Genomic DNA, 20,534 nt, shown 5'->3' with positions numbered 1-20,534 from the left:
GTTAAACAGAATCAGCTAGCTTCTACAAAAACTTCAATCTTACGGATACTTTATAAAAGAAATTGTCTTTTGTTTCAGTAAATTCATAGGGTCCGTAACGGTAAAAAACACCAGCACCAAATCCAAGCGGCCCCATTTTAAGCAGATAGTCAGCGATAAATCCTGATTCGTAATATCCCTTATCTGGAGTTTTAAAATCAAATAATTGATGGTCTCCTCTGTTTTGCATTTCTCCGAAAGCTGCTGCATTGTGAATTACAAAAGTTGGCTCCGACCAAGACGATTTATTTTTGATTGGCAAGAAAGTAAAACGAACAAATAATGAAGAGAATTTATCACTAAAAAACTCCGAAGGTCCCATTGTTTCAAAAGTATTCGCTACGGATAAAGTATAGTTAATTCCTGTTCCTTCCTGAATTTGTTGCAAAGTAAGCGGCACATTACCTATTGTCATTCCGCTTTTGCTCACTAAATTTAGATTTCCTGCTCCTCTAATGGCAAAATCTTGATGAATTTCCATATTGAATCGGTAGTAATCATAATTTGAATCAAAAATTCCGCTCACGCCTTTTACCGCTTTCAGGGTGATTTTAGGCCATTTTGTACCCAATGAAACACGTCGATTTTCGAGCATCATTATTTTTTCACGAATATTCCAATTAATGACAATTCCTGCTTCTGCAATATCGAATTCGTCATTTGTTCCGTTTAAACTAAACAGCGGAGCATATTGATAGTTATCTATAAAAGTAAATCGCTTGTAATTAGCAAATACTTGAATTTTAAGATTTTGACGAATCAATCCACTCAAATTAACTCCAGCGACTCTTTCCCTATCCGCCAAACTCACAAAGAAATCTCTATAAATTCCTTGATTTGTTAAATTGAATGCATCATCATAAAAGTTAGTATTTCCACGTTCATGAATATCATCTTGGTAAATCAATTTCAAATTCAAATTTCTCTTCTGATTCAAAGTGAAATTAATATTTCCTCCCCATTTCCATTCTTTGTCTTTAAACCCGTATGCCGCATAAGCCGCTGCGCCAAACACTTCGCTAAATCTGCTGTTTGTTTCTAAGCCTAAACCCGCTCGTATTCCTTCTTGGCGATTAAAATAGGACAATTGCCAAACGGGAATATTGAACATTCCAATTGGAATTTTACCCGATGTTCCCACTTTCGCCAAATAAACTAATCGGTCCAAATTAGCGTCTTTCGCTAAGCTATCCACAACTTTATAGGTTTCGCCTTCTTTACCAGATGCAGTATTTCCGCGCAAGTCTTCAATCAATATAGAATCTCTCAAGGCTCCTTCATCCACTTCAACAGAAATGGGATTAAAACTTTTAAATTTTGGTTCTTTAAAAACCACATCATTTATGTACAAACTACTTCTACCGATCAAATTTAGATAATCATCAATTTGAATTCCATTAAAAGTCAACTCTGTACTAATCTTCGATGGAAACCATTTTTTATTGGCCGTGAGCTGATATTCTTGAATAATTTTAGCGTTAATAATACCACCTTCTTCATAGGGCGAAGCGATTACACGTTCAATTGCCCAAGCGCTAGTACGAATGTATAAGTAACCCGATAATCCGTCGAAAATCTTACCTTTCCTTGGACGAAATTTGATGGTATAGGTCGTGTCTTGAGTCGATGGATGAATTAGCGTGTCTTCTAAAATAAATAAATACCTGCGTAATCCTCCAGGAGCAATAGGGTTAATGTATTCATCCTGATTTAATTCGAAATTATTGTCATAAAAAGAAAAGGATTGGAACTGATTCACCAAGGTCGCAAAAAGTGGGTCTTTCACTCCTGAAACATTATATGCACTCACCACTTCCTTGTCGTAATTAGGCGGTGAGAAGGTTCTAGTGGCTTTCGTTTCTGTTAAAAAGATATATTGTTTGTCTAAAAACTCCATGGTATTAATCATAGAAGTGTCAGACATGGTATCTCTTTTTACATTCTCCTTTAATTCTCCAGTAATGTATAGTTTTGAATATGAATCATAGGTAAAAGCATCGTTTCTCATGGGATCGTTTTGCTTTTTATTGTCCATCACATTTTGAATAATGCGATGTGCAGGATTTTCTCCGGGTGTAATTACTACCTCGTCGTACACTTGTGCATCGGGAAACAAGTATACCGTAGGATTTTCTAATAAAGCAGAACCTTTAATGATTGTATCCTTGTAATCATAAAAGCGAAAAGAATAAAGATTAGAACTAACAATTAAAATGGACGCTTTTCCATCAATATCTGTAACTACAGCTTTATTTATACCATCAGAAATTTTAGCAAAAGATACTGGATTGTTGGTTTGCGCATCAATCACTTGAATTTTTGTTTCCTGCGCTATTACTAATTGTGATATCCATAATACCGACAAGAACAATAAAAGTTTTCTCATTATTTTTTGTTAAGCTCTAAAACTTCAATTTTGAAAATCAAATCTGCGTAAGGCTCAATCTGAGGTCTACGTCCGTTTTTACCATATGCCAAAAAGTAAGGAATATACAAGTCAATTTTTGTTCCTTTTTTACTTAGTCCAACTCCTTCATTGAAACCAGGAATTAATCCCATTTCTAAATACTTGAAGTTTAAGGGCGCATTTCTATCATAAGAAGAGTCAAATTTACCACCAAAAACGGCTTCACCTAAATAATGTAAACTCACATCGTCTCCTCTTTGCGCTAATTCACCTTCCCCTTCTTCATGTAAAACGTAAACCAAACCAGATTCTGTTTGCACTGCATTTGGCGCCATTTCTTTGACTAAATCATAGAAATATGTTTTGTACTCTTCTTCTGTTTTTGCTTTAGCTTCAATCACGCGAACTTTGTTTTGAGCTTTCAACTTGTCCAATCTCAAACGCTCTGCCTCAATTTCAACTTCTTGCTTTTCATATTCATTTTTGAAAACTTTAGAGGGGTTATAAAACAATTTGTACTTCAATCCTTTCTTCACAATTTTCACACTCTTAATCGTATCGCCTTGTTCAATAGCATCTACAACGTCTTGCCCTTCCATTACCTGACCAAAAACAGTGTGTTTTCCATTCAAATGTGGGGTTGCCAAATGTGTAATAAAAAATTGACTCCCGTTTGTGTTTGGACCGGCATTCGCCATAGATAAGGATCCTTTCGTGTGGTCTATTCCATTATCTGCTTCGTCCCAAAAACGATATCCGGGTCCTCCATTTCCACTTCCAGATGGATCACCTCCCTGAATCATAAAGTTATCTATTACCCTGTGAAATACTACACCGTCGTAAAAAGGATCTTTAATTTTGATTGAATCAAAAACTTTAAGTTTTCCCTCTGCTAATCCAACAAAATTGGCCACTGTCAAAGGGGCTTTTTCATGATGTAATTTCAAAAAAATATCTCCTTTGTTTGTAGAAATGTTGGCGTACAATCCTTTTTCCAGTTTCAAGTCTTTTCTTTGTGCAACTGATAAAAACGTAAAGAAAAAAGCAAAAACTGCAGTAAATAATAATCTCATAATATAAATTTAATTGCCCAAAAATAAGAAAACTCTTTATTTATACCATGGTTTATTACAGAGCTTTAACAATCATTTAATTGACTCTAATTAGTCGAAGAATCTTTCCTCTTTCTAAAGTAATTCTAAAACTCAAAAACAGCTCATTTCCTCAAACAGTCTATCTTCCAATAAAAATCAAAAATGAGCATGAAATAATTACTTTTGTAGCAATGAAAGCCAAAAAAATTATTGTTTCGGTAACGAATGACCTGTATACAGATCAACGTGTACACAAGGTATGCTCTTTTCTTCATGAAAATGGCTACGATGTACTGTTGGTGGGGAGAAAATTGAAAAACAGTCAGCCTATTACTGATCGAAAATACCGTTTTAAACGTTTTAAACTCGTTTTTACCACGGGTGCATTATTCTATGCTAACTACAATTTACGGCTTTTTTGGTTTTTGCTTTTCACCAAGTTTGATGTTTTATTGAGTAACGATTTAGATTCTCTTTTGGCAAATTACTGCGCACACAAAATTAAAAACAAATCAAGATTGGTTTATGACACGCACGAATTGTTTACAGAAGTTCCAGAATTAACCGCCCGACCAAAAGTTCGAAAGGTTTGGCTTAAAATTGAAGAATGGATTTTCCCAAAACTACAAACTGTTTATACCGTTAATGAGTCTATTGCTTCAATTTATTCAAAGAAGTACAATAAAAATGTTCGGATTGTTAGAAATGTTTCAAAACTGTGGAAACCTGAAACTATTTTAAGTAAAAAAGAACTCAATTTACCCGAAAACAAGCACATTATTATTCTTCAAGGTTCAGGAATAAATGTCGACAGAGGCGCTGAAGAAGCAGTTATGGCAATGAAACAAGTGAAAAACGCATTGTTTTTAATTGTAGGAAGTGGTGATGTTCTCCCTGATCTAAAAATCATGGTAAAAGAGCAAAATCTCGAAGAAAAAGTTCGATTTGTGGGCAGAGTTCCCTACGACAAAATGATGAATTATACTTATCACGCAGACTTAGGTTTAAGTTTGGACAAAGACAGTAATTCGAATTACAAATATTCTTTACCTAATAAAATTTTCGATTATATCCACACCACAACTCCAGTAATTAGTTCAGATTTAATAGAATTAAAACGCGTAATTCATAAACACAATGTCGGTAGAATAATTCCAGAACACAGTGCTGATGGTGTAGCGAGAACTATAAATTCCATATTAAGTGACCCAAAACTTTTAGAAGAATTCAAAGAAAATTGTAAAAAAGCCGCTTTAGTAGAAAATTGGGAAGAAGAAAGCAAGGTCTTGGAAGAGGTGTATTTGGATTTACATGAATTCCTAGGATGACGGAACGCGGATGACGCAGATGCAAAAAGCAGCGCGGATATTCACGGTTCTCTAATTAAATCCCATTTCACTAATTTCTATACCTTTCAAGAAAATCAGCAAAAATCAGCGTTCGAAGATTCGAGTCATCTGCGTTCCACTAAAGCGCAATAGGCTACAAAAATCACCTTTATTCTACATCCCCACTCAGTCAACAGTCGACTGTTTAAAATTATCAGCCATTCAATTAAAAAAGCACCTAAACATTATCGAACTTTACATCGAATGTATCAATAAAGAAATTATGCGATTAATATTTGGTGTTTTACTTTTAACAATCACACTTGGAGCTTGTGTTCCGGCAAAGAAATACAATGATTTAGTAGCGAAAGAGCAAAATTGTGCTGATGAATTAAAAAGGTACAAAACCTCTTCCTTAGATTATGAAGCGCAGTTAAAAACGGTGCAAGCGAGAGCAGAATTAATGCAAAAAGATGTAGCTAAATTAAAAGCAGACACCTCAGCTCTTGGAAATTCCTACCGTGCTTTGCAAGCAAAATACCAACAAGCCATTTCTATGGGGGCTTCTTTTGAAGAACAACTAGACAAAATTAAGGACAGTGACGCGAAGCATTTGGCCAGAATGCGCGCAGATTTAGAAGCCAAAATCATAGAGACTCAACGCAAGGAAGATGCTTTAATGGCTGCCGAAAAAGAATTAAAAAACAAACAAATTCTCTTGGCGGAGCGTGAACAGCGTGTTGCAGAGTTAGAAGAGATCATTTCCCGTCAAGAGCTTGCTGTAAAAGCACTAGAATCCAAAATTGCCAATGCACTTCGGGGATTTGAAAACAAAGGGTTAAAAGTGGAAGAGAAAAACGGGAAGATCTATGTGAGTTTAGAGGCCAAATTACTTTTCGCATCAGGCTCTACACTTGTTGAGGCAGAAGGAAAAAAAGCCATTATTGAATTAGCAAAAGCCGTTCAAGGGGATGATGAACTTGAAATCATTGTCGAAGGTCACACGGATACGGATGCTTTGTCGCGCGCCTCTCACCCAAAAAACAACTGGGAACTTTCTGTTTTACGTGCTACTTCTGTTGTTTCCATCATGACTGATAACTCCAGTATAAATCCAGCCATTCTTTCTGCATCAGGTCGTTCAGAATATCACCCTGTGGATCCTAACGATAAGGCAAAAAACCGCAGGATTGAAGTGATTATTGCGCCGAGGTTGGACGCTTTATTTGAATTAATTTCTAAGTAGTTTTTAATTTGAAAACAGTACGTGTTGTAAAACTGATATATAATACGTATTTTTATAAGAAAATAATCGTATGAACACCAAATTAACTTTGACAATAGAAAAAGAGGTCATTGAAATTGCTAAAGAATATGCAAAAGAAAAAGGGCAAAGTCTTTCGGAAATGGTTGAGAACTATTTCAAATTTGTCACAGTAAAAAGAATGAAAATCAAGGAGAATCAACTTTCTCCTAAAGTTAGGAAATTAAGAGGAATCATTAAAACTGATGACAATTTTGACTATAAACAAATTTTAACCGAAGAACTTTCAAAAAAATATGGAGTATAAACTTTTTGTAGATTCGGATGTGGTCATTGATTTTTTTACTGACCGAGAACCTCACGTAAACCCTGCGAGTGAACTTTTTGAACTCAGTGAACAAGGAAATGTAAAACTGTATCTATCCGCTTTAAGTATCAACAACATTTACTATATCGTGCGGAGATTTTTAGGACATAAAAAAACTTTGGAAGTCGTTGAGACATTAACTGAAATGACCGAAATCGTTGGAACGACAAAAAAAGAGATTATTCAAGCATTAAAGAATGATTTCACAGACTATGAAGATTCTGTTCAATACTCTTCTGCCTTGACAATTAAAGATTTGGATTTAATTATTACTCGGAATATAAAAGATTATAGAAATTCTTCAATTGCGGTTATGACACCTTTAAATTTTCTAAAAATGAAAGACAAAAACGAGAACTAACACTTTGTCATTATAGAAAGCCACTAATTATATAATAAAAAGACAATTTCTTAGTCCAAACCAACCTCAAATTTCAAAAAACCCACTTACTTCAACACAAACACAATAGCAATTATCTTTTTACTCACGCAAACCTCGCCTTGAGAAAGCGCGGGTTCCCATTTTGGCATTGATCTAATGGAGCGTTTGACTTCTTTATCAATTTCGGCATTTACTCCTCTGAGAATTCTGATATCAGTTAAACTTCCATCTTTTTGAACCGTAAACCTAACATACACTTTGTGGGGTTTACCGCCTTCCTTAACTCTAGATTCTACGATGTTTTCCGCTATCCATTGCTCCATCGCTTCTTTCCCCCCAGGAAATTTGGCTTCAACGTCTGGAAACTCAACAATCTTATCGACGTGTGCAAGTTCGGGAAATTCTTGTTTTCGTTCAAATTCGGGTACTCTTGGCTCATCCCAAGGATAGCGTTGTCTGCTGTAGTTTATTTTCGTACCGGATTTATTCACGACCGCCAACTTGAGCGCATCAAGACTTGTATAATCGCTCAATCTATACATTAAATTATTACAATTCACTGCTTTCAAATTATCAAAATGTGCCAATTCACTCCAATTAAATTTTTCTATATCTTCATCAGTTAACCTCAACCTTAACGATGTCAAAGCTTTAATTTCTCGCTGTTCAACCCAACCATTAAAGTTTAAATCATTTCGAAGTGCCACTTTAATTAATTGCTCTTCTTTAAGGTTGACACGAGGATTATACTGGATTACACCATTCACTACTTTTTCTGTGAGTGTTAGTTTTTCATTTTGATCATAGTAATAGATAAAGCCGTTATAGAGTTCAAAATGCTTGAAACTTCCTTTTTCTATTGCGGACATATTATCTTGTAAATTTCTTGGCTTTCCATTAGCAAAGCTATTATCCAAAATAACATCAAGTTGAGGTTCTTTGTAGAGACTCCTGATCTCAACAAGTTGTTTATTCTTGAAAATCAACTTACTCCAATTTCCTTTTCTTCCTCCTATAATCTGGTTCTCTATCTCCTCAGAGTAATTGATGCTTGCACTCAACCCATTCCTTAATTCATAACTTTTAGATTTAATGAATCCGTTTTCGTGGTAAAATATCCCAATTTCATCACCTTGCTGAATGCGCTTTTCTTTATCCTTCAAATAAAAGTATCCTCGTATTCCCCCATAATCATGCAGGTAGACCATACTCACGGTATCTCCCTTATTGTAAATATAATTTTTCCAAGCCACATTACGGAAGTCGCTCAATGATTCCTTTAAATTGGAAGGAATACGAATCGCTTCGGTTTCATTGGATTTCTGCGTAGTCCATAATCCTGTTTTTCGGCCTTCACGATCAATGAGGTTAATTTGATTTCCCTTTTTTTCATTTTTAGTAAGAACATTATCTCTTTTTCCATCAATAATCTGACTCGAAAACAGCAGTCTTTTTCTTGAAGAATAATAGTTTACATAACCATCAACAAGTTGATCATCTTGAAATGTTCCTGTGTGCTCTGCGTATTGAGAATATCCAATTTGTGGAAAAAACTTGATTCGTGTGATTTCTCCATTGTCATAGTAAATAATCCTGCTATTGTTGATTGTGCTGTCTTTAATTGTTTTGGATAATAGCTGATTACATTGAAGAGAATCATATTCTTTAATGATGGACGCATTGAGAAAGACTTCTTTTTGGAGACATCCATTTTGAAAGTAATAACTGACATAAGGGACTTCAGCGGAAAAACGTTCTTTTCCAGACTTATATTTTCGGTTTCCATTGGGATAATATTCTGTGTGAATTCCTTCATTATCCCAAGTCCTTTTCAAATAACCCGACTGATCAAATTCCTCTTTAATAATTCCATTTCTTTTGTATTCTTTAAAACGAACTGTTCCATCTTCATAAAATCGGATTTTAACAGGAATTGAGTCTTCTGCTCCGTTCTTATAAATTGCTTGTCTCGATTGTTCCTTTTCGAGCTGAATTTTCAGATGTTCTTCACGCTTCCTTTTTGCTTTTTCTTTTTGAACTCTTTCCAACGCCTCTTCTTGACGACTAAGTTCAAGTGAATCTATAAATTGACCTTTCGTTGAAACCGAAAAATACTGCATATTCAAATTGGAGCTACTTCTATACTGCAAAGTGATAGAACGGTTAAACGGACCATGCCTTCTTGCCCATTTAGCATATAAATGAATCGTATCATTGGGCATAACCAATCTACTCGGCTCCATTCCATCCAAAAACCAATAAAGCGGATGATTTCGACTTCCTACTCTATGTATCAGAATAGAATCTCCACTGTTATTTATTACATGAGCACGACATTTTTCGTAGCCATAGATCTTTCCCCAATTGATGGATTGCTTCGTATCACTTTTAAGGTAGAAATAGTAATCAATCTGATCTGAAGAATAATCATATTGTCGATTTTCAGGCAGGTCAACTTGTGACCATAGGGAATTACTTACCAGCAGTACAAATACGATTTTAGCTATTTTCATGTTCTTTTTGATTAAAGAGAAAGCTCATAAATCGGTATTAATTAACTATACCATAACGAATTAATAAAGTATGCTACCGCGAGGTTTTACCTCGTGGTAATACTTTATTTTACAAGTCTCGTTTCTTTAATATAAAATAAGCTATCAAAAAGAATACCAACATATAAGCTAAGCAAACGGCTATATTTATTGGGGTATCTAGAATTACTGGAACATTTCCGTTTCTCTCTTGTCCAGCGGCTATCATTTCCTTGAGAATTGGAAATGGCGTTAACTTAGAGAAGGCATTCATTGGCATAAAGGCGTAGAAAGTTTGAAAGCCACCCAGTGAAATAGAGATTCCAATGATTGTTTCAGCGATGAATGAAAGAATAAATAGCGTAATTGAAACGGCGGTTCTTTTCACTAAAACGGCAATGAAAAAGGCAAAACTGAAATAACACATGGTTTGTAAAAAGTACAAGCCAATACTCCCTATTCCATCCATAAAAGTGCTCTCAGTTGTGGTATTTACCAACCCAAAAAGCAAAGCTGTTAGAAAAGTGTACAAGGTGATAATAAGTGAAAAAGAAAGCAAAACAAGGAACTTTCCGAGGATGGCTTTTTTTATCGACAAACCATCTATCACATGTTGCCGAAGCGTTTTATAAGTGTATTCATTGCTAATGATAATTACGGCCAAAACTCCCATCAGTATATTAAAATAACTTGCTGAATAGGTAGCAACTGCCCAAACATCTGGAAATGCAAAAGGAGAATAATCCTTTGGCAAAAAGAAGGTCATGAAATTGGTGATGAATTTCGAAATCGTGTAAATCGCTACGGGAGAAATTACCGCATAAATCAAAAAGATAATTTGCAATGACCTCAGTTTTCGAAGCTTTAAAAATTCTATGGTAAGTATTTGTTTCATTTGTTTACAATTTCTAAGAATGTAGATTCTAAGTTCTTTTTGTGCAGCATAAGGGTATTCAAATAAACTCCATTCTCTGCAAACATTTTATTGACTGCAGCATTAGAAATTTCGCCATCAACAGTTACCAGCATATGCGGATCTAAATCTTTAAAGAATTTCAATTGTGGTATTTTTTCGATAGCCAATCTTAATTCTTCTCTATGATCGGATCCTACACACAAAACTTTATCTTGAATCATGATTTCATCTAGCGTTGCCTCCCTAATTAATGCTCCATCCTTTAAAATAGCTACATGCGTACACATTTTCTCTATTTCATCTAGAATATGAGACGCAATAATGATGGTTTTTCCCTCTGCTGCAATATCCAATATTAAAGATCGAATTTCTGCAATTCCTTGTGGGTCCAAACCATTGGTTGGTTCATCTAAAACCAGCACGTCTGGATCCGCTAAAATTGCACCAGCAATAGCTAAGCGCTGTTTCATTCCAAGAGAATAGGTTTTAAAAGTGGCTTTTTTTCTTTTCCACAAATCAACACGCTTCAACACTTTTTCAATGCGTTCTTTGGTGTTATCCAAAGACTTGATGGCCGCTACAATTTTAAGATTATCTATTGCATTTAAATAAGGATAGAAATTCGGGGTTTCCAATAAAGCTCCAATGTTATTGCGATTTTCGTCTAGCTCACCTTTTCCAAACCAACTAAAGCTGCCTCCATCCGCCTTTATTACACCAAGTAAAATTCCTAAAGTTGTTGTTTTTCCGCTTCCATTAGGACCCAATAAGCCATAAATCTGACCTTGTTTTACGGAAATACTCAGAGATTTTAGCGCCGTATGCTTTTTATAGGATTTATGTAAACCATTAGTTACTAGAATTTCTCCCATTATTGATAAAGTTTACTCTAAAATTAAGAGTAAATTGTAAATATCGAAGAAAAACAAGCTGTTTTATCCTTTTAATTACAAACTAAAATTAGAAAACTAAAAACTAAACGACCTCTCATTCCAAAGGCTTGTTCTTATTCCTCCAAAAACCATGAAGTGCGTTGTGTACTCATCGGCGGCCATGTTATTCAATTCTACTCCCGGACGAACAAAAGCATCAATCATCAGCTTTTCTGAGAGTCTGTAACTACCTTCAACAGACAAATTAAAGCGATTTACCTTTCCGTTTCCACCAATTTTGTAGCCGTACTCAAAAGGTCTATTGTTGTAGGGTACATATACATCAGCGCCGTAAGAAGTGGAATAATCCCCATCTTCTCCACCTTGTTGAGAGAAAAAGAAACGGCCCGACAAAGTAAAATTAGAATTGAAATGCATACTCGCTTCAGTGAAGACTTCTACAAAGTTTGAACCTAGCGGGTGCGCTAAAGCATTTCCTTGATTTCCGTAATTCGTTGCTGGTGATATGTGAGAATAGGTAAATGGACGAGCGAAATTCAATTCCGTTAACCACCTCAATTGACCATTTGTTAATTCTTGTTTTCCTTTCACCCCGATTTGACCACTGTATTTATTGGCCCACCAACGCGTTCTGTCTACCAATTCTTTCAATACGAAATCATCGATAGCCAGCTGACCATAAATCATGAATCGATCAAATTGATAGCTTGTGTTTAAACCAATCAGTAATCTGTCTTGGGAACCTAAAGCATATTCTGTTGGTCGATAAAACAAGAATGGATTAAGATAAGCCACTTCATATCCACGATTCAACAAAGTGTCTTTTGGAGCGAAAACTACAGACTCAAAAAATCCAATTTGGAAACGTTCTGTTGCGTTAAAATTAAAGAAATGTGTTGAAGCGAACTTTTTTGTTGTTTGAAACAACTCATCTTCTTTAAAGAATTGATAAAGATTAAGCACCTCTATTTTCCATATTTTTGTCCTCAATTGTGCAAAGGGATAAGGCGCACCATAGTCACCCAGCAGCATTGAGCGCTTACCTTGCCCTATAAAATGCTGGTCTATTCCGGCTTGAATATTTAAGAAATCATAAGGTGAAAAACTCAATCTAAACCTGGGTTGTAGAGTTAGTGTTGCCGAATTATTAAAGCTTTCTAAATAATCACTTCTAAAAATGCTTGAATAGCTCAAATTACTTCCTTCTCTGCGAAAAGCATTTCCCGTCAACAATAAACGGGCGTAGAATTTCTTCGACAATTGTGTTGTAATTCCAAACCCAGCTCCTAGATTCGCTGAATAAGTTGATGCTGCATCAGATTTAAAAGAAGCCAACACATCAACAATGGGAAAAATGTGTAAATAATTGTCTTGGTATTTTTCTTTTTTCGAGACCCATGGAAGTTGGTAACCCGGTAAATACGGCTTTGATAAATTGGGTAAAACTGGATCAACGCTCAATTCGTTACTTTCAAAGAAAGCGTCATAATTTAAGTAATTCACCTCTGAATTGATTCCTGTCTGCGCAATGAAATATGAACATTGAAAAAGCAGTGCTATGATAAGTAGTTTTTTCATTAGAAATCAAAATATTGGTTAGTTAATGCTGTGCGAATCCCTATAGATACCGCTCCATAATCTACATCGCTACCAAAATTGATAACGCTTGTTCGGTAATTCATATTTATAAAGGCGCGCAATTGTGTTGCAGGATTAAATTCATATCCCAATTCAATATTGGCATTTAAAACCTGTGTTTCATTATCAATTGAGAAGTTTTGTTTGGATTCAAACAGTCTAGACTTATCATCAATGGGTTGATCTGCCTCGTAATAAACAATCTTTGTATCAATAAAAACTCCCTTGAACAAATAATTTGCACGAACAAGCAACTCCGTAAAACCATTTCCTAGCGTGTGTGCCAATGGTAAATTAAAGTGGGTGTAATTCATGCGTTCATTATTCGCAGCATACAAATTAGATGTTGCCACATTAGCTTCTAATTGGAAATTTAAATTCTTCACATTAAAAGTGTTTCCTGTTCTGTATCCTAGTTGTATTCCATACTCCTTATTAGAGACATCATCACTCACAACTTGCCCGTACAGCATGTGTTGCGGATGAAATTGCCAAGCAAAATTCAAACCAAAAAGGTTTTTCATATTCACACTTTCTGTTCCATTCACCATGGTATTCACCCCAATAACAGGTTGATAGAAATAAGGATTTACGCGTTGACTACTTGTGGCGTTATCACGCAAGTAGATCGTGGATTCAAAAAGTCCAATCACCAAAGAAGGAACAGGGCTATAACTTAAGTAATGTACCCCAATTCCTTTTCTTTCATAAGGAGCTTCCACCATATCAGTGAATACTTTTCTGGTAAGGTTTAACTGTTTCCCCCTCATAAAAGTATAGGTCAATCCTTTAATAATTTCCCAGTCGATAGTAAGATTGGTATAATTATAAGAATTATCTGAAAGCAACATTGAGCGGTATCCCCAACCATAAAAACGAGGTGCGTTTCCAAATTGAATGGCTAATTTGTCGATGGGTGTAAAGCGAACATAACTTACTGATGAAGCATAATCAAATCCATTCACTTTAAACGGCTTTGTTCTTCCTCCTCCCGGAATTACCGCGTTTTGAACGTTCAACCCTGGAGGATTGTTTGGATAAAACTCACCTCTATCCTTAAAATAATCAGTCTGGTATTTTAAAAACCGTGCTTGATTTTCATAAAAGGCGGTATAGAAGGAAAGTTTATTTTTAAGATGTCCGAAAGCCTGGACTCCACGTGTATTTTGGAACAAATAGTCAGAAGTATTTTGCAATTGCTCTTGTCCAATTGACATATTTAGAAGAGGATCCACAGCAAAAAAGAAATCTTGATTTGACTTCTGCACCAAATGCTCCTTGAATAATTTTCGCATCACCCAATTTTGGGTAGTATCCTTTGTTGGAAGTTTAAGATTGGCCTCGCTGTAGGAAACAGGGAAAAAACCATTTCCAGCAATGTTTTTTGTTCCATGTGCAAATATTGCCTTATCCTTTACGGCACTCGATGTGGGAATAAGTATCTCTTGCGACCAAGCCACTGAAGTTAATATCAGCGTCAAGGCAAGTATTAAGTTAGTTGCTTTCAAATTATAATTTTTGAAAAAAATTCATAGATAGTTTCATGCTTTTCTTAGAAGCCACAAAATACGGATTTTTAAGATCTTTTTTATTATAAACCATTGGTTTTCCAGTTTCAGCTTGGATTACCTCACCACCAATAGCTTCATATATGGCTTGCCCAGCGGCTATATCCCACTCCATCGTTGGAGCAAAACGCGGGTAAACATCAGCATTTCCATTAACTAAATCAAAGAACTTTAGGGCAGAACCCATTGCTGTGGACTTTATTTCGCCATGCTCTTCTTCGATGTATTGCGCCAGATTGAGCAAGTTTCCTGAGTAATGACTTCTAGAAGCAATAATATGCACGGGGGAATTCACGGGCGAAAGTTGAGCTAACTTTGTCCATTTTTCAGGACTTAAAGCGTTTTCATAAGTTGTTTGAAAAGCACCAGACTCCTTATTTCCTAAAATAATTTCTTTTCTAATGGGTGAAGCAATCAATCCGTAAATGGGCTTACCATCTTCGATGAGTGCAATGTTAATTACAAATTCGCCGTTTTTCTTTATAAATTCTTTTGTACCATCTAAAGGATCAACACACCAAACCCTTTTCCATGTGGAACGAATAGAAAATTGTTCTTTCTCTATTTCTTCCCCTGTGATGGGAATGTTGGTTTGACGAAGATAATCGGCTATAATTTTTGATGAGCTAATATCTGCAATAGTTACAGGACTCCCATCTGCTTTTTCGATTCTTTCAAAGTCGCCAGCATAAATTTCCATGATTACTTTAGAGGCGTCCAAAGCAGCACGAAGGGTCAGGTGATATTTTTCAAAAAGATTATTCATTCATTAAGTTTCTAACCAAGGAACTTGCTCCGATTCTCAGAAGGTCAGGAGTCATAAATGGTTTTCCCAAATGTTTTTCAACGACCTCAAAATATTGTAGTGCGTCTTCGTATGTTCTTACGCCACCGCTAATTTTCAAACCCACCTTTTTTCCTGACTTTTGTTCTGCTATCACTTGAGCCATAACTTCAACCGCTTCTAAAGAAGCTCCAGGAAACTCTTTTCCTGTAGATGTTTTAATAAAATCAGCGCCACCTTGTATAGCCAATTCACTAGCCAATCGAATTCTTTCGGCGGTCTTCAGGTAACCGGTTTCTAAAATGACTTTAAGTGTTTTATTGGGCATTAATCCCTTAAAGGCTTTTATTTCATCTACCACATGGTCATGATTTCCAGCATCCAACTCTCCCAAATTTAAGACGATATCAACTTCATCTACTCCGGCTTCTAGGGCCAATTCACATTCATTGAGTTTTGTAGAGAGAAATCCTTGAGAATTCGGGAAATTCCCTGCGACTACCGCTACTTTTAGCACCGAGTTACTTAGTTCATTCACCGCCAAAGCAGAAAAATTAGGAAACAAGCACACTGCAGCAACTGGAAAATTCTTTTTTTCAAAATCTAATGCATCGGATAAAAAGCTTTTAATGCTTTCTACTGAATCATACGAATTGAGCGATGTTAAATCGACAAAGCTACAAATCTGTTTTTTAGTCCATGTCATCTTGAGATATTTTTGGCACAAGTTACAAATTTTAGCGTATAAAAAAATGTAGCGCCGCAGGAATGCTACGACGCTACAATATTTTATAACTAATTCAATTTTCTAAAAGTCTATTGTAAAATAAAGTTAATTGGAATACGACATCTTGCACGAACAGGTTCACCGTTTGATTCGGCTGGTTGCCACTTCGGCATTGAGCGCACAACACGACGTGCTTCTGCATCAATTTCACGAGAAACACCTCTCAAAACTTTAACTTGTTCAATTGTACCGTCTTTATTGACAACGAATTCAATAAAAACACGTCCTTGATCGCCCATTTCCATAGCTATTTCAGGGAACTTTATGTTTTCTGCAAGGAATTTTTTCATTGCCGCTGCTCCTCCAGGGAAACCCGCTTCTTGATCTGGATAATCGACAATAGGAGCTTCTGGTGCTGGCGCTTCAATTGGCTTAATGTCAATAGGAGGCGTTTCTACTTTAATCGGCTCATCCTTATCCACGTTTTGTTTCACTTCAATTTCTTCAGAAGGTGGAGGAGTTACTTCAGGCTCTTGAATTTCTTGAACAACAATATCTTCCTTTTCTTCTTCGATAACTTCTAGTTCTTCGGGAATTTCAGTTCTTTCACGTTTTTCATTTTCCGTAGAGACAATTTCCACCTCTTGTTTAAACGAGAATGATAATGTAACCATAGATCCAACAATGAAAAAACCTAAGAATATGAGTGGTAATCTCAAACGTTCGTTATCAACTTCTGGATTTTTTTTAATTTCCATAACTTTTATTTTTCTTTTAGCTTACAATAATAATACCACTATTACTTGTAAGAATCTTTATAGATAATTTTAAATAAGACTATCCCAAAAATACAACCAATTCCGTTAGCAATCAAGTCTAAAACTTCAAAACTTCTTGAGTACACCACATATTCTTGCATAAATTCGATAACAACGCTCAACAAAAAACCGCCTAAAACACTAATTTGCAGTGCAAACCTGCGTAGTCCGACATAAATATTTTGTCTTTTTAGACCTATGGTCCAAAACAAAGCAAGCAGCGTATACATTATAAAATGTGCTATTTTATCTACGCCTTTAAATTGAAAGTTATCTAGACTTACATTAGAACTGGGAACTAAGCTTAAAATTATAACAAGCGTTGTCCATACTACACTTGGAAGTATAAATCGAAGCACGACTTATTTCCCTATCAGTTCTTTATATGCTTCGCTTGTCAACAAATCTTCTAAATCTGCTACGTCGGCAGCTTTCACTTTAATCATCCAACCTTCACCATAAGGGTCAGAATTTACCAACTCTGGATTTGCTTCCAGTTCTTCATTGAATTCAACAACTTCACCAGAAACAGGCATGAATAAATCCGACACTGTTTTTACTGCTTCAATTGATCCGAAAACCTCGTCACGCTCTAATTCTTCGCCTTCAGTCTCCACCTCAACGAATACAATATCGCCAAGCTCACTTTGTGCAAAATCAGTCACCCCTATAGTAACTGTATCACCTTCTACTAAACACCACTCGTGGTCTTTTGTGTATTTTAAATTTTCAGGAATGTTCATAGTTTCTAAATTTAGAAATCAAAAGTAAAATTTTTAAGTGAACTTAGTTGAGTTTTACCGAAAATATTGTGTTTTTGTTGGCTTTTGGTTTTAGGCTGTTGGCTATATGCAAAAGAATCAAATCGAAGATCCAATGTAAGGACGGTTTGCAAACCGTCCATTCCATTGTTGATGCCAATTCTTTATTAAATTCATTTTTTAATAACTTTCTCCTTCCATTGATTCTCTTCACCAACTATATTCAAAATATAAATTCCTTTTTCTAATCTGTCAATATCTATTTGAACAACTTCTTGCGAATTTATTGTTTGCTTTTTAACGACTTTTCCGTTAACATCACTAATTAAAACCTCTGCTTTTTGAACATGTGCTGGGAGCTGAATATTCAAAATATCTTTTACTGGATTAGGGTAAACACTTATTCGAGGAACTGAAATTGTAAATTCTTCATTTGACAACCATCCTGGCGAGTTACTGTTTTCTAATGTATGTAAATCTTTACCAGAGGAAACCCAAATATTGCCTAAGGTATCAAACTCAAATCCATAAAACTCATCAAAATCAATTGGACTATTGGCAGCTGTGTAAACTTCTGACCAATTATCTCCTTCTAATTTCCCAATTGCAAAAAAATCATCATTAGCATCTCCAAAAGCAACCCATAGGTTATTGTCTTTATCGAATTCTATTTCTAAAACATTGGGTGAAGACATGTTTGTGGTGTTGTTGGGGGTGATGGTGTCGTAGCCTATTCCGTTGTGGAATTTTGAAATGCCGTTTATAAAACCAAGGTAGATTGTGTCTGATTCATTGTCGAATTCCATGACGTCTGTTGGACCCCAAATATAGAATGGGTCACTACTAAGAACAGTATATGCTCCATTTTCGTAATATGCATATGAACCTATATCAACGTATAAACTTCCATTTTTTGAAGAAACTTGAGAACCCGCAATATTTGTGTTTGCTGCACCCATACCTAAGGTATACTTTAGTAAATTGTCGTTACTTCTATCTATAAAAAGCGTGTCACCGTCGTAGTATATTTTTTTAAAATTATTATCTGTGTATAACAACTGTTTTTGATAATTATCAAATAAATATAATCCTGCCAATTGCTTGGTGTAAAAAGTATGCCCAGGTGTAAACCCAAAATTTAACCTATCGCTACCCCACCTTTGGCCTAATTCATTTTCTCCAAAAGTTGTAAACGTGCCATCTGGTTTAAACACTGTTGCATCATAAAAATCAACAATCCATAGATTATTGGTGTAAGGGTCTATGGTAAATTGAAAGAAAGCCTGGTGATTATGGTAATTCTCCCCTTGCACAGTAATCCATTGCGAATGAAGAGGTAGAGAAAATACAACGACCAATGTGTAGACTAAATTTTTCATTGTTTTAAGTATTTTAAGGTAAGCATCAAGTGCAACTTCATTCCTAAATAAAAATATTTCCAGACTAAAGATATCGAATTCGTAATTGATTAATCCATAATCAACCCTATTTCTTAATAATCTTTTCCTGCCATTGATTCTCCTCACCAACTACATTCAAAATATAAATTCCTTTTTCTAATCTGTCAATATCTATTTGAACAACTTCTTGCGAATTTATAGTTTGTTTTTTAACAGCTTTTCCATTAATATCACTAATTAAAACCTCTGCTTTTTGAACATGTGCTGGGAGCTGAATATTCAAAATATCTTTTACTGGATTAGGGTAAACACTTATTCGAGGAACTGAAATTGTAAATTCTTCATTTGACAACCATCCTGGCGAGTTACTGTTTTCTAATGTATGTAAATCTTTACCAGAGGAAACCCAAATATTGCCTAAGGTATCAAACTCAAATCCATAAAACTCATCAAAATCAATTGGACTATTGGCAGCTGTGTAAACTTCCGACCAAGTATCACCTTCCAGTTTTCCAAGTGCAAAAAAATCATCATTAGCATCTCCAAAAGCAACCCATAGGTTATTGTCTTTATCGAATTCTATTTCTAAAACATTGGGAGAAGGCATGTTGGTGGTGTTGTTTGGGGTGATGGTGTCGTAACCAATTCCGTTGTGGAATTTTGAAATGCCAAAAACGAAACCAAGATAAATTGTGTCTGATTCATTGCCGAATTCCATGACGTCGGTTGCGCCAGTGAGATAAAACGTGTCGTTCCCCAACCAACTATCAATACTATTTTCAACATAAAAATATGCGCCTCGATTCGTGTAAAGCTGACCGTTTTTAGCAGCGCATTGTGTAGCATTCAGAGTTGTGTTTTCTGCTCCAATTCCTAATCTATACTTTAATAAATAATCGTTACTGCTTGTTACAAATAGGGTATCAATATCATTTGTTATTTCATTAAAACTATTACTTTGATACAATAATTGCTTTTGATAATTATTAAAAGAATACAAACCAAAAAGCTTTTTCGTAAAAAATATATGTCCTGGAGTGAAGCCAAAATAAATTTCATCTCCAGGCTCTCTATCTCCTAATTCATTTTCATCAAAAGTTGTGAAATTTCCATCTGAATCAAAAACTGTTGTAAAATATAGACTTACACACCACATACTATTGGTGTAAGGATCTATGGTGAATTGGTCGTAAGCTGAATGATTGTGGTAGTTTTCTCCCTTTACTGTGACCCATTGAGAATGGAGAGGAAGAGAAAATACTATGACTAATATGTAGAGTAAATTTTTCATTGTTTTAAGTATTTTAAAGTTTTGGAAAATGAATCTCCATTCAATTTTATGTAGTACACTCCTTTTGCCCAGTTATTTACATTGACGTTTAAAGTATTGCCTTTGGTTGGGAAATGGGTGAAAAACACAAGAGCAATCTCACATTAAAGGAGAGTTAACTCTAGAACAGTACCTTTAACAGTCAGCTACATATTAATCACCAGACAACAAATTTGTTAGTGAGCAAAAGCAGAATTGTGTGTTTCAATAAATATAAGGAATAATTATTTATTCAATATAAAAATTTTACTTTCTCCTTCATCCTGCTAAAATTCTATAAATATCGT

At 35.3% G+C, this 20,534-nt stretch carries 19 protein-coding genes; 4 read left to right on the top strand and 15 right to left on the bottom strand.

What is annotated here, in order from left to right:
* Positions 1-22 precede the first annotated feature (22 nt).
* Positions 23-2,425, bottom strand: a complete 2,403-nt coding sequence (locus DIT68_RS08535; protein WP_109359377.1) for a DUF5686 family protein — start codon at positions 2,423-2,425, stop codon at positions 23-25.
* Positions 2,425-3,519 (bottom strand): peptidylprolyl isomerase, encoded by a 1,095-nt coding sequence (locus tag DIT68_RS08530; RefSeq protein ID WP_199223396.1) that lies wholly within the window; start codon positions 3,517-3,519, stop codon positions 2,425-2,427. Before DIT68_RS08530 ends, DIT68_RS08535 begins: the two co-directional genes overlap by 1 nt.
* Positions 3,520-3,731: 212 nt before the next feature.
* Here DIT68_RS08530 and DIT68_RS08525 point away from each other — a divergent pair, with 212 nt between their 5' ends.
* From DIT68_RS08525 to DIT68_RS08510, 4 genes are all read left to right on the top strand, one after another.
* On the top strand, positions 3,732-4,868 hold the full coding sequence (locus tag DIT68_RS08525; protein ID WP_109359376.1) for a glycosyltransferase: 1,137 nt from the start codon (positions 3,732-3,734) through the stop codon (positions 4,866-4,868).
* Positions 4,869-5,151: 283 nt separating this feature from the next.
* Complete coding sequence (locus tag DIT68_RS08520; RefSeq protein WP_109359375.1) at positions 5,152-6,114, top strand: OmpA family protein; 963 nt, start codon at positions 5,152-5,154, stop codon at positions 6,112-6,114.
* Between the two features lie 70 nt (positions 6,115-6,184).
* Positions 6,185-6,439 (top strand): DUF6364 family protein, encoded by a 255-nt coding sequence (locus DIT68_RS08515; protein ID WP_109359374.1) that lies wholly within the window; start codon positions 6,185-6,187, stop codon positions 6,437-6,439.
* Positions 6,429-6,860 carry a type II toxin-antitoxin system VapC family toxin gene (locus DIT68_RS08510; RefSeq protein WP_109359373.1) on the top strand — a complete coding sequence of 144 codons (432 nt, stop codon included), beginning with the start codon at positions 6,429-6,431 and terminating at the stop codon, positions 6,858-6,860. Before DIT68_RS08515 ends, DIT68_RS08510 begins: the two co-directional genes overlap by 11 nt.
* A gap of 86 nt (positions 6,861-6,946) precedes the next feature.
* Here DIT68_RS08510 and DIT68_RS08505 read toward each other — a convergent pair whose 3' ends face one another.
* The 13 genes from DIT68_RS08505 to DIT68_RS16685 all read right to left on the bottom strand — a co-directional run bounded on the left by DIT68_RS08505 (position 6,947) and on the right by DIT68_RS16685 (position 20,267).
* Positions 6,947-9,394, bottom strand: a complete 2,448-nt coding sequence (locus DIT68_RS08505; RefSeq protein WP_109359372.1) for an energy transducer TonB — start codon at positions 9,392-9,394, stop codon at positions 6,947-6,949.
* A 109-nt stretch (positions 9,395-9,503) separates the two neighbouring features.
* Complete coding sequence (locus tag DIT68_RS08500; protein ID WP_109359371.1) at positions 9,504-10,307, bottom strand: ABC transporter permease subunit; 804 nt, start codon at positions 10,305-10,307, stop codon at positions 9,504-9,506.
* On the bottom strand, positions 10,304-11,200 hold the full coding sequence (locus DIT68_RS08495) for an ABC transporter ATP-binding protein (RefSeq protein WP_109359370.1): 897 nt from the start codon (positions 11,198-11,200) through the stop codon (positions 10,304-10,306). Before DIT68_RS08495 ends, DIT68_RS08500 begins: the two co-directional genes overlap by 4 nt.
* Positions 11,201-11,296: 96 nt before the next feature.
* On the bottom strand, positions 11,297-12,799 hold the full coding sequence (locus tag DIT68_RS08490; RefSeq protein ID WP_109359369.1) for a hypothetical protein: 1,503 nt from the start codon (positions 12,797-12,799) through the stop codon (positions 11,297-11,299).
* A complete protein-coding gene (locus DIT68_RS08485; protein WP_109359368.1) occupies positions 12,799-14,367 on the bottom strand; it encodes a hypothetical protein in 1,569 nt (522 codons plus the stop codon). Before DIT68_RS08485 ends, DIT68_RS08490 begins: the two co-directional genes overlap by 1 nt.
* Before the next feature lies 1 nt (position 14,368).
* Positions 14,369-15,193, bottom strand: coding sequence for a 3'(2'),5'-bisphosphate nucleotidase CysQ family protein (locus DIT68_RS08480; RefSeq protein ID WP_109359367.1), 825 nt, complete (start codon positions 15,191-15,193; stop codon positions 14,369-14,371).
* Positions 15,186-15,917, bottom strand: a complete 732-nt coding sequence (deoC, locus tag DIT68_RS08475) for a deoxyribose-phosphate aldolase (protein ID WP_109359366.1) — start codon at positions 15,915-15,917, stop codon at positions 15,186-15,188. The genes DIT68_RS08480 and deoC overlap by 8 nt, the downstream gene beginning before the upstream one ends.
* Before the next feature lie 110 nt (positions 15,918-16,027).
* Positions 16,028-16,696 carry an energy transducer TonB gene (locus tag DIT68_RS08470; RefSeq protein WP_109359365.1) on the bottom strand — a complete coding sequence of 223 codons (669 nt, stop codon included), beginning with the start codon at positions 16,694-16,696 and terminating at the stop codon, positions 16,028-16,030.
* 41 nt (positions 16,697-16,737) lie between these two features.
* The gene (locus tag DIT68_RS08465) at positions 16,738-17,115 is read right to left on the bottom strand and encodes a VanZ family protein (protein WP_109359364.1); all 378 of its coding nucleotides are present in this window, start codon (positions 17,113-17,115) and stop codon (positions 16,738-16,740) included.
* A 3-nt stretch (positions 17,116-17,118) separates the two neighbouring features.
* Positions 17,119-17,499, bottom strand: a complete 381-nt coding sequence (gene gcvH, locus DIT68_RS08460; protein WP_109359363.1) for a glycine cleavage system protein GcvH — start codon at positions 17,497-17,499, stop codon at positions 17,119-17,121.
* 191 nt (positions 17,500-17,690) lie between these two features.
* A complete protein-coding gene (locus DIT68_RS08455; RefSeq protein ID WP_146194165.1) occupies positions 17,691-18,896 on the bottom strand; it encodes a T9SS type A sorting domain-containing protein in 1,206 nt (401 codons plus the stop codon).
* A 106-nt stretch (positions 18,897-19,002) separates the two neighbouring features.
* Positions 19,003-20,208 carry a T9SS type A sorting domain-containing protein gene (locus DIT68_RS08450; RefSeq protein WP_109359361.1) on the bottom strand — a complete coding sequence of 402 codons (1,206 nt, stop codon included), beginning with the start codon at positions 20,206-20,208 and terminating at the stop codon, positions 19,003-19,005.
* Complete coding sequence (locus DIT68_RS16685; RefSeq protein WP_394336379.1) at positions 20,205-20,267, bottom strand: hypothetical protein; 63 nt, start codon at positions 20,265-20,267, stop codon at positions 20,205-20,207. The genes DIT68_RS08450 and DIT68_RS16685 overlap by 4 nt, the downstream gene beginning before the upstream one ends.
* Positions 20,268-20,534: the final 267 nt, after the last annotated feature.

The organism is Brumimicrobium oceani, from assembly GCF_003143775.1.
Taxonomy (GTDB): Bacteria; Bacteroidota; Bacteroidia; order Flavobacteriales_D; family Crocinitomicaceae; genus Brumimicrobium; species Brumimicrobium oceani.
The sequence above is the reverse complement of the archived record's forward strand: the minus strand, read 5'-3'. Positions and strand labels throughout refer to the sequence as shown.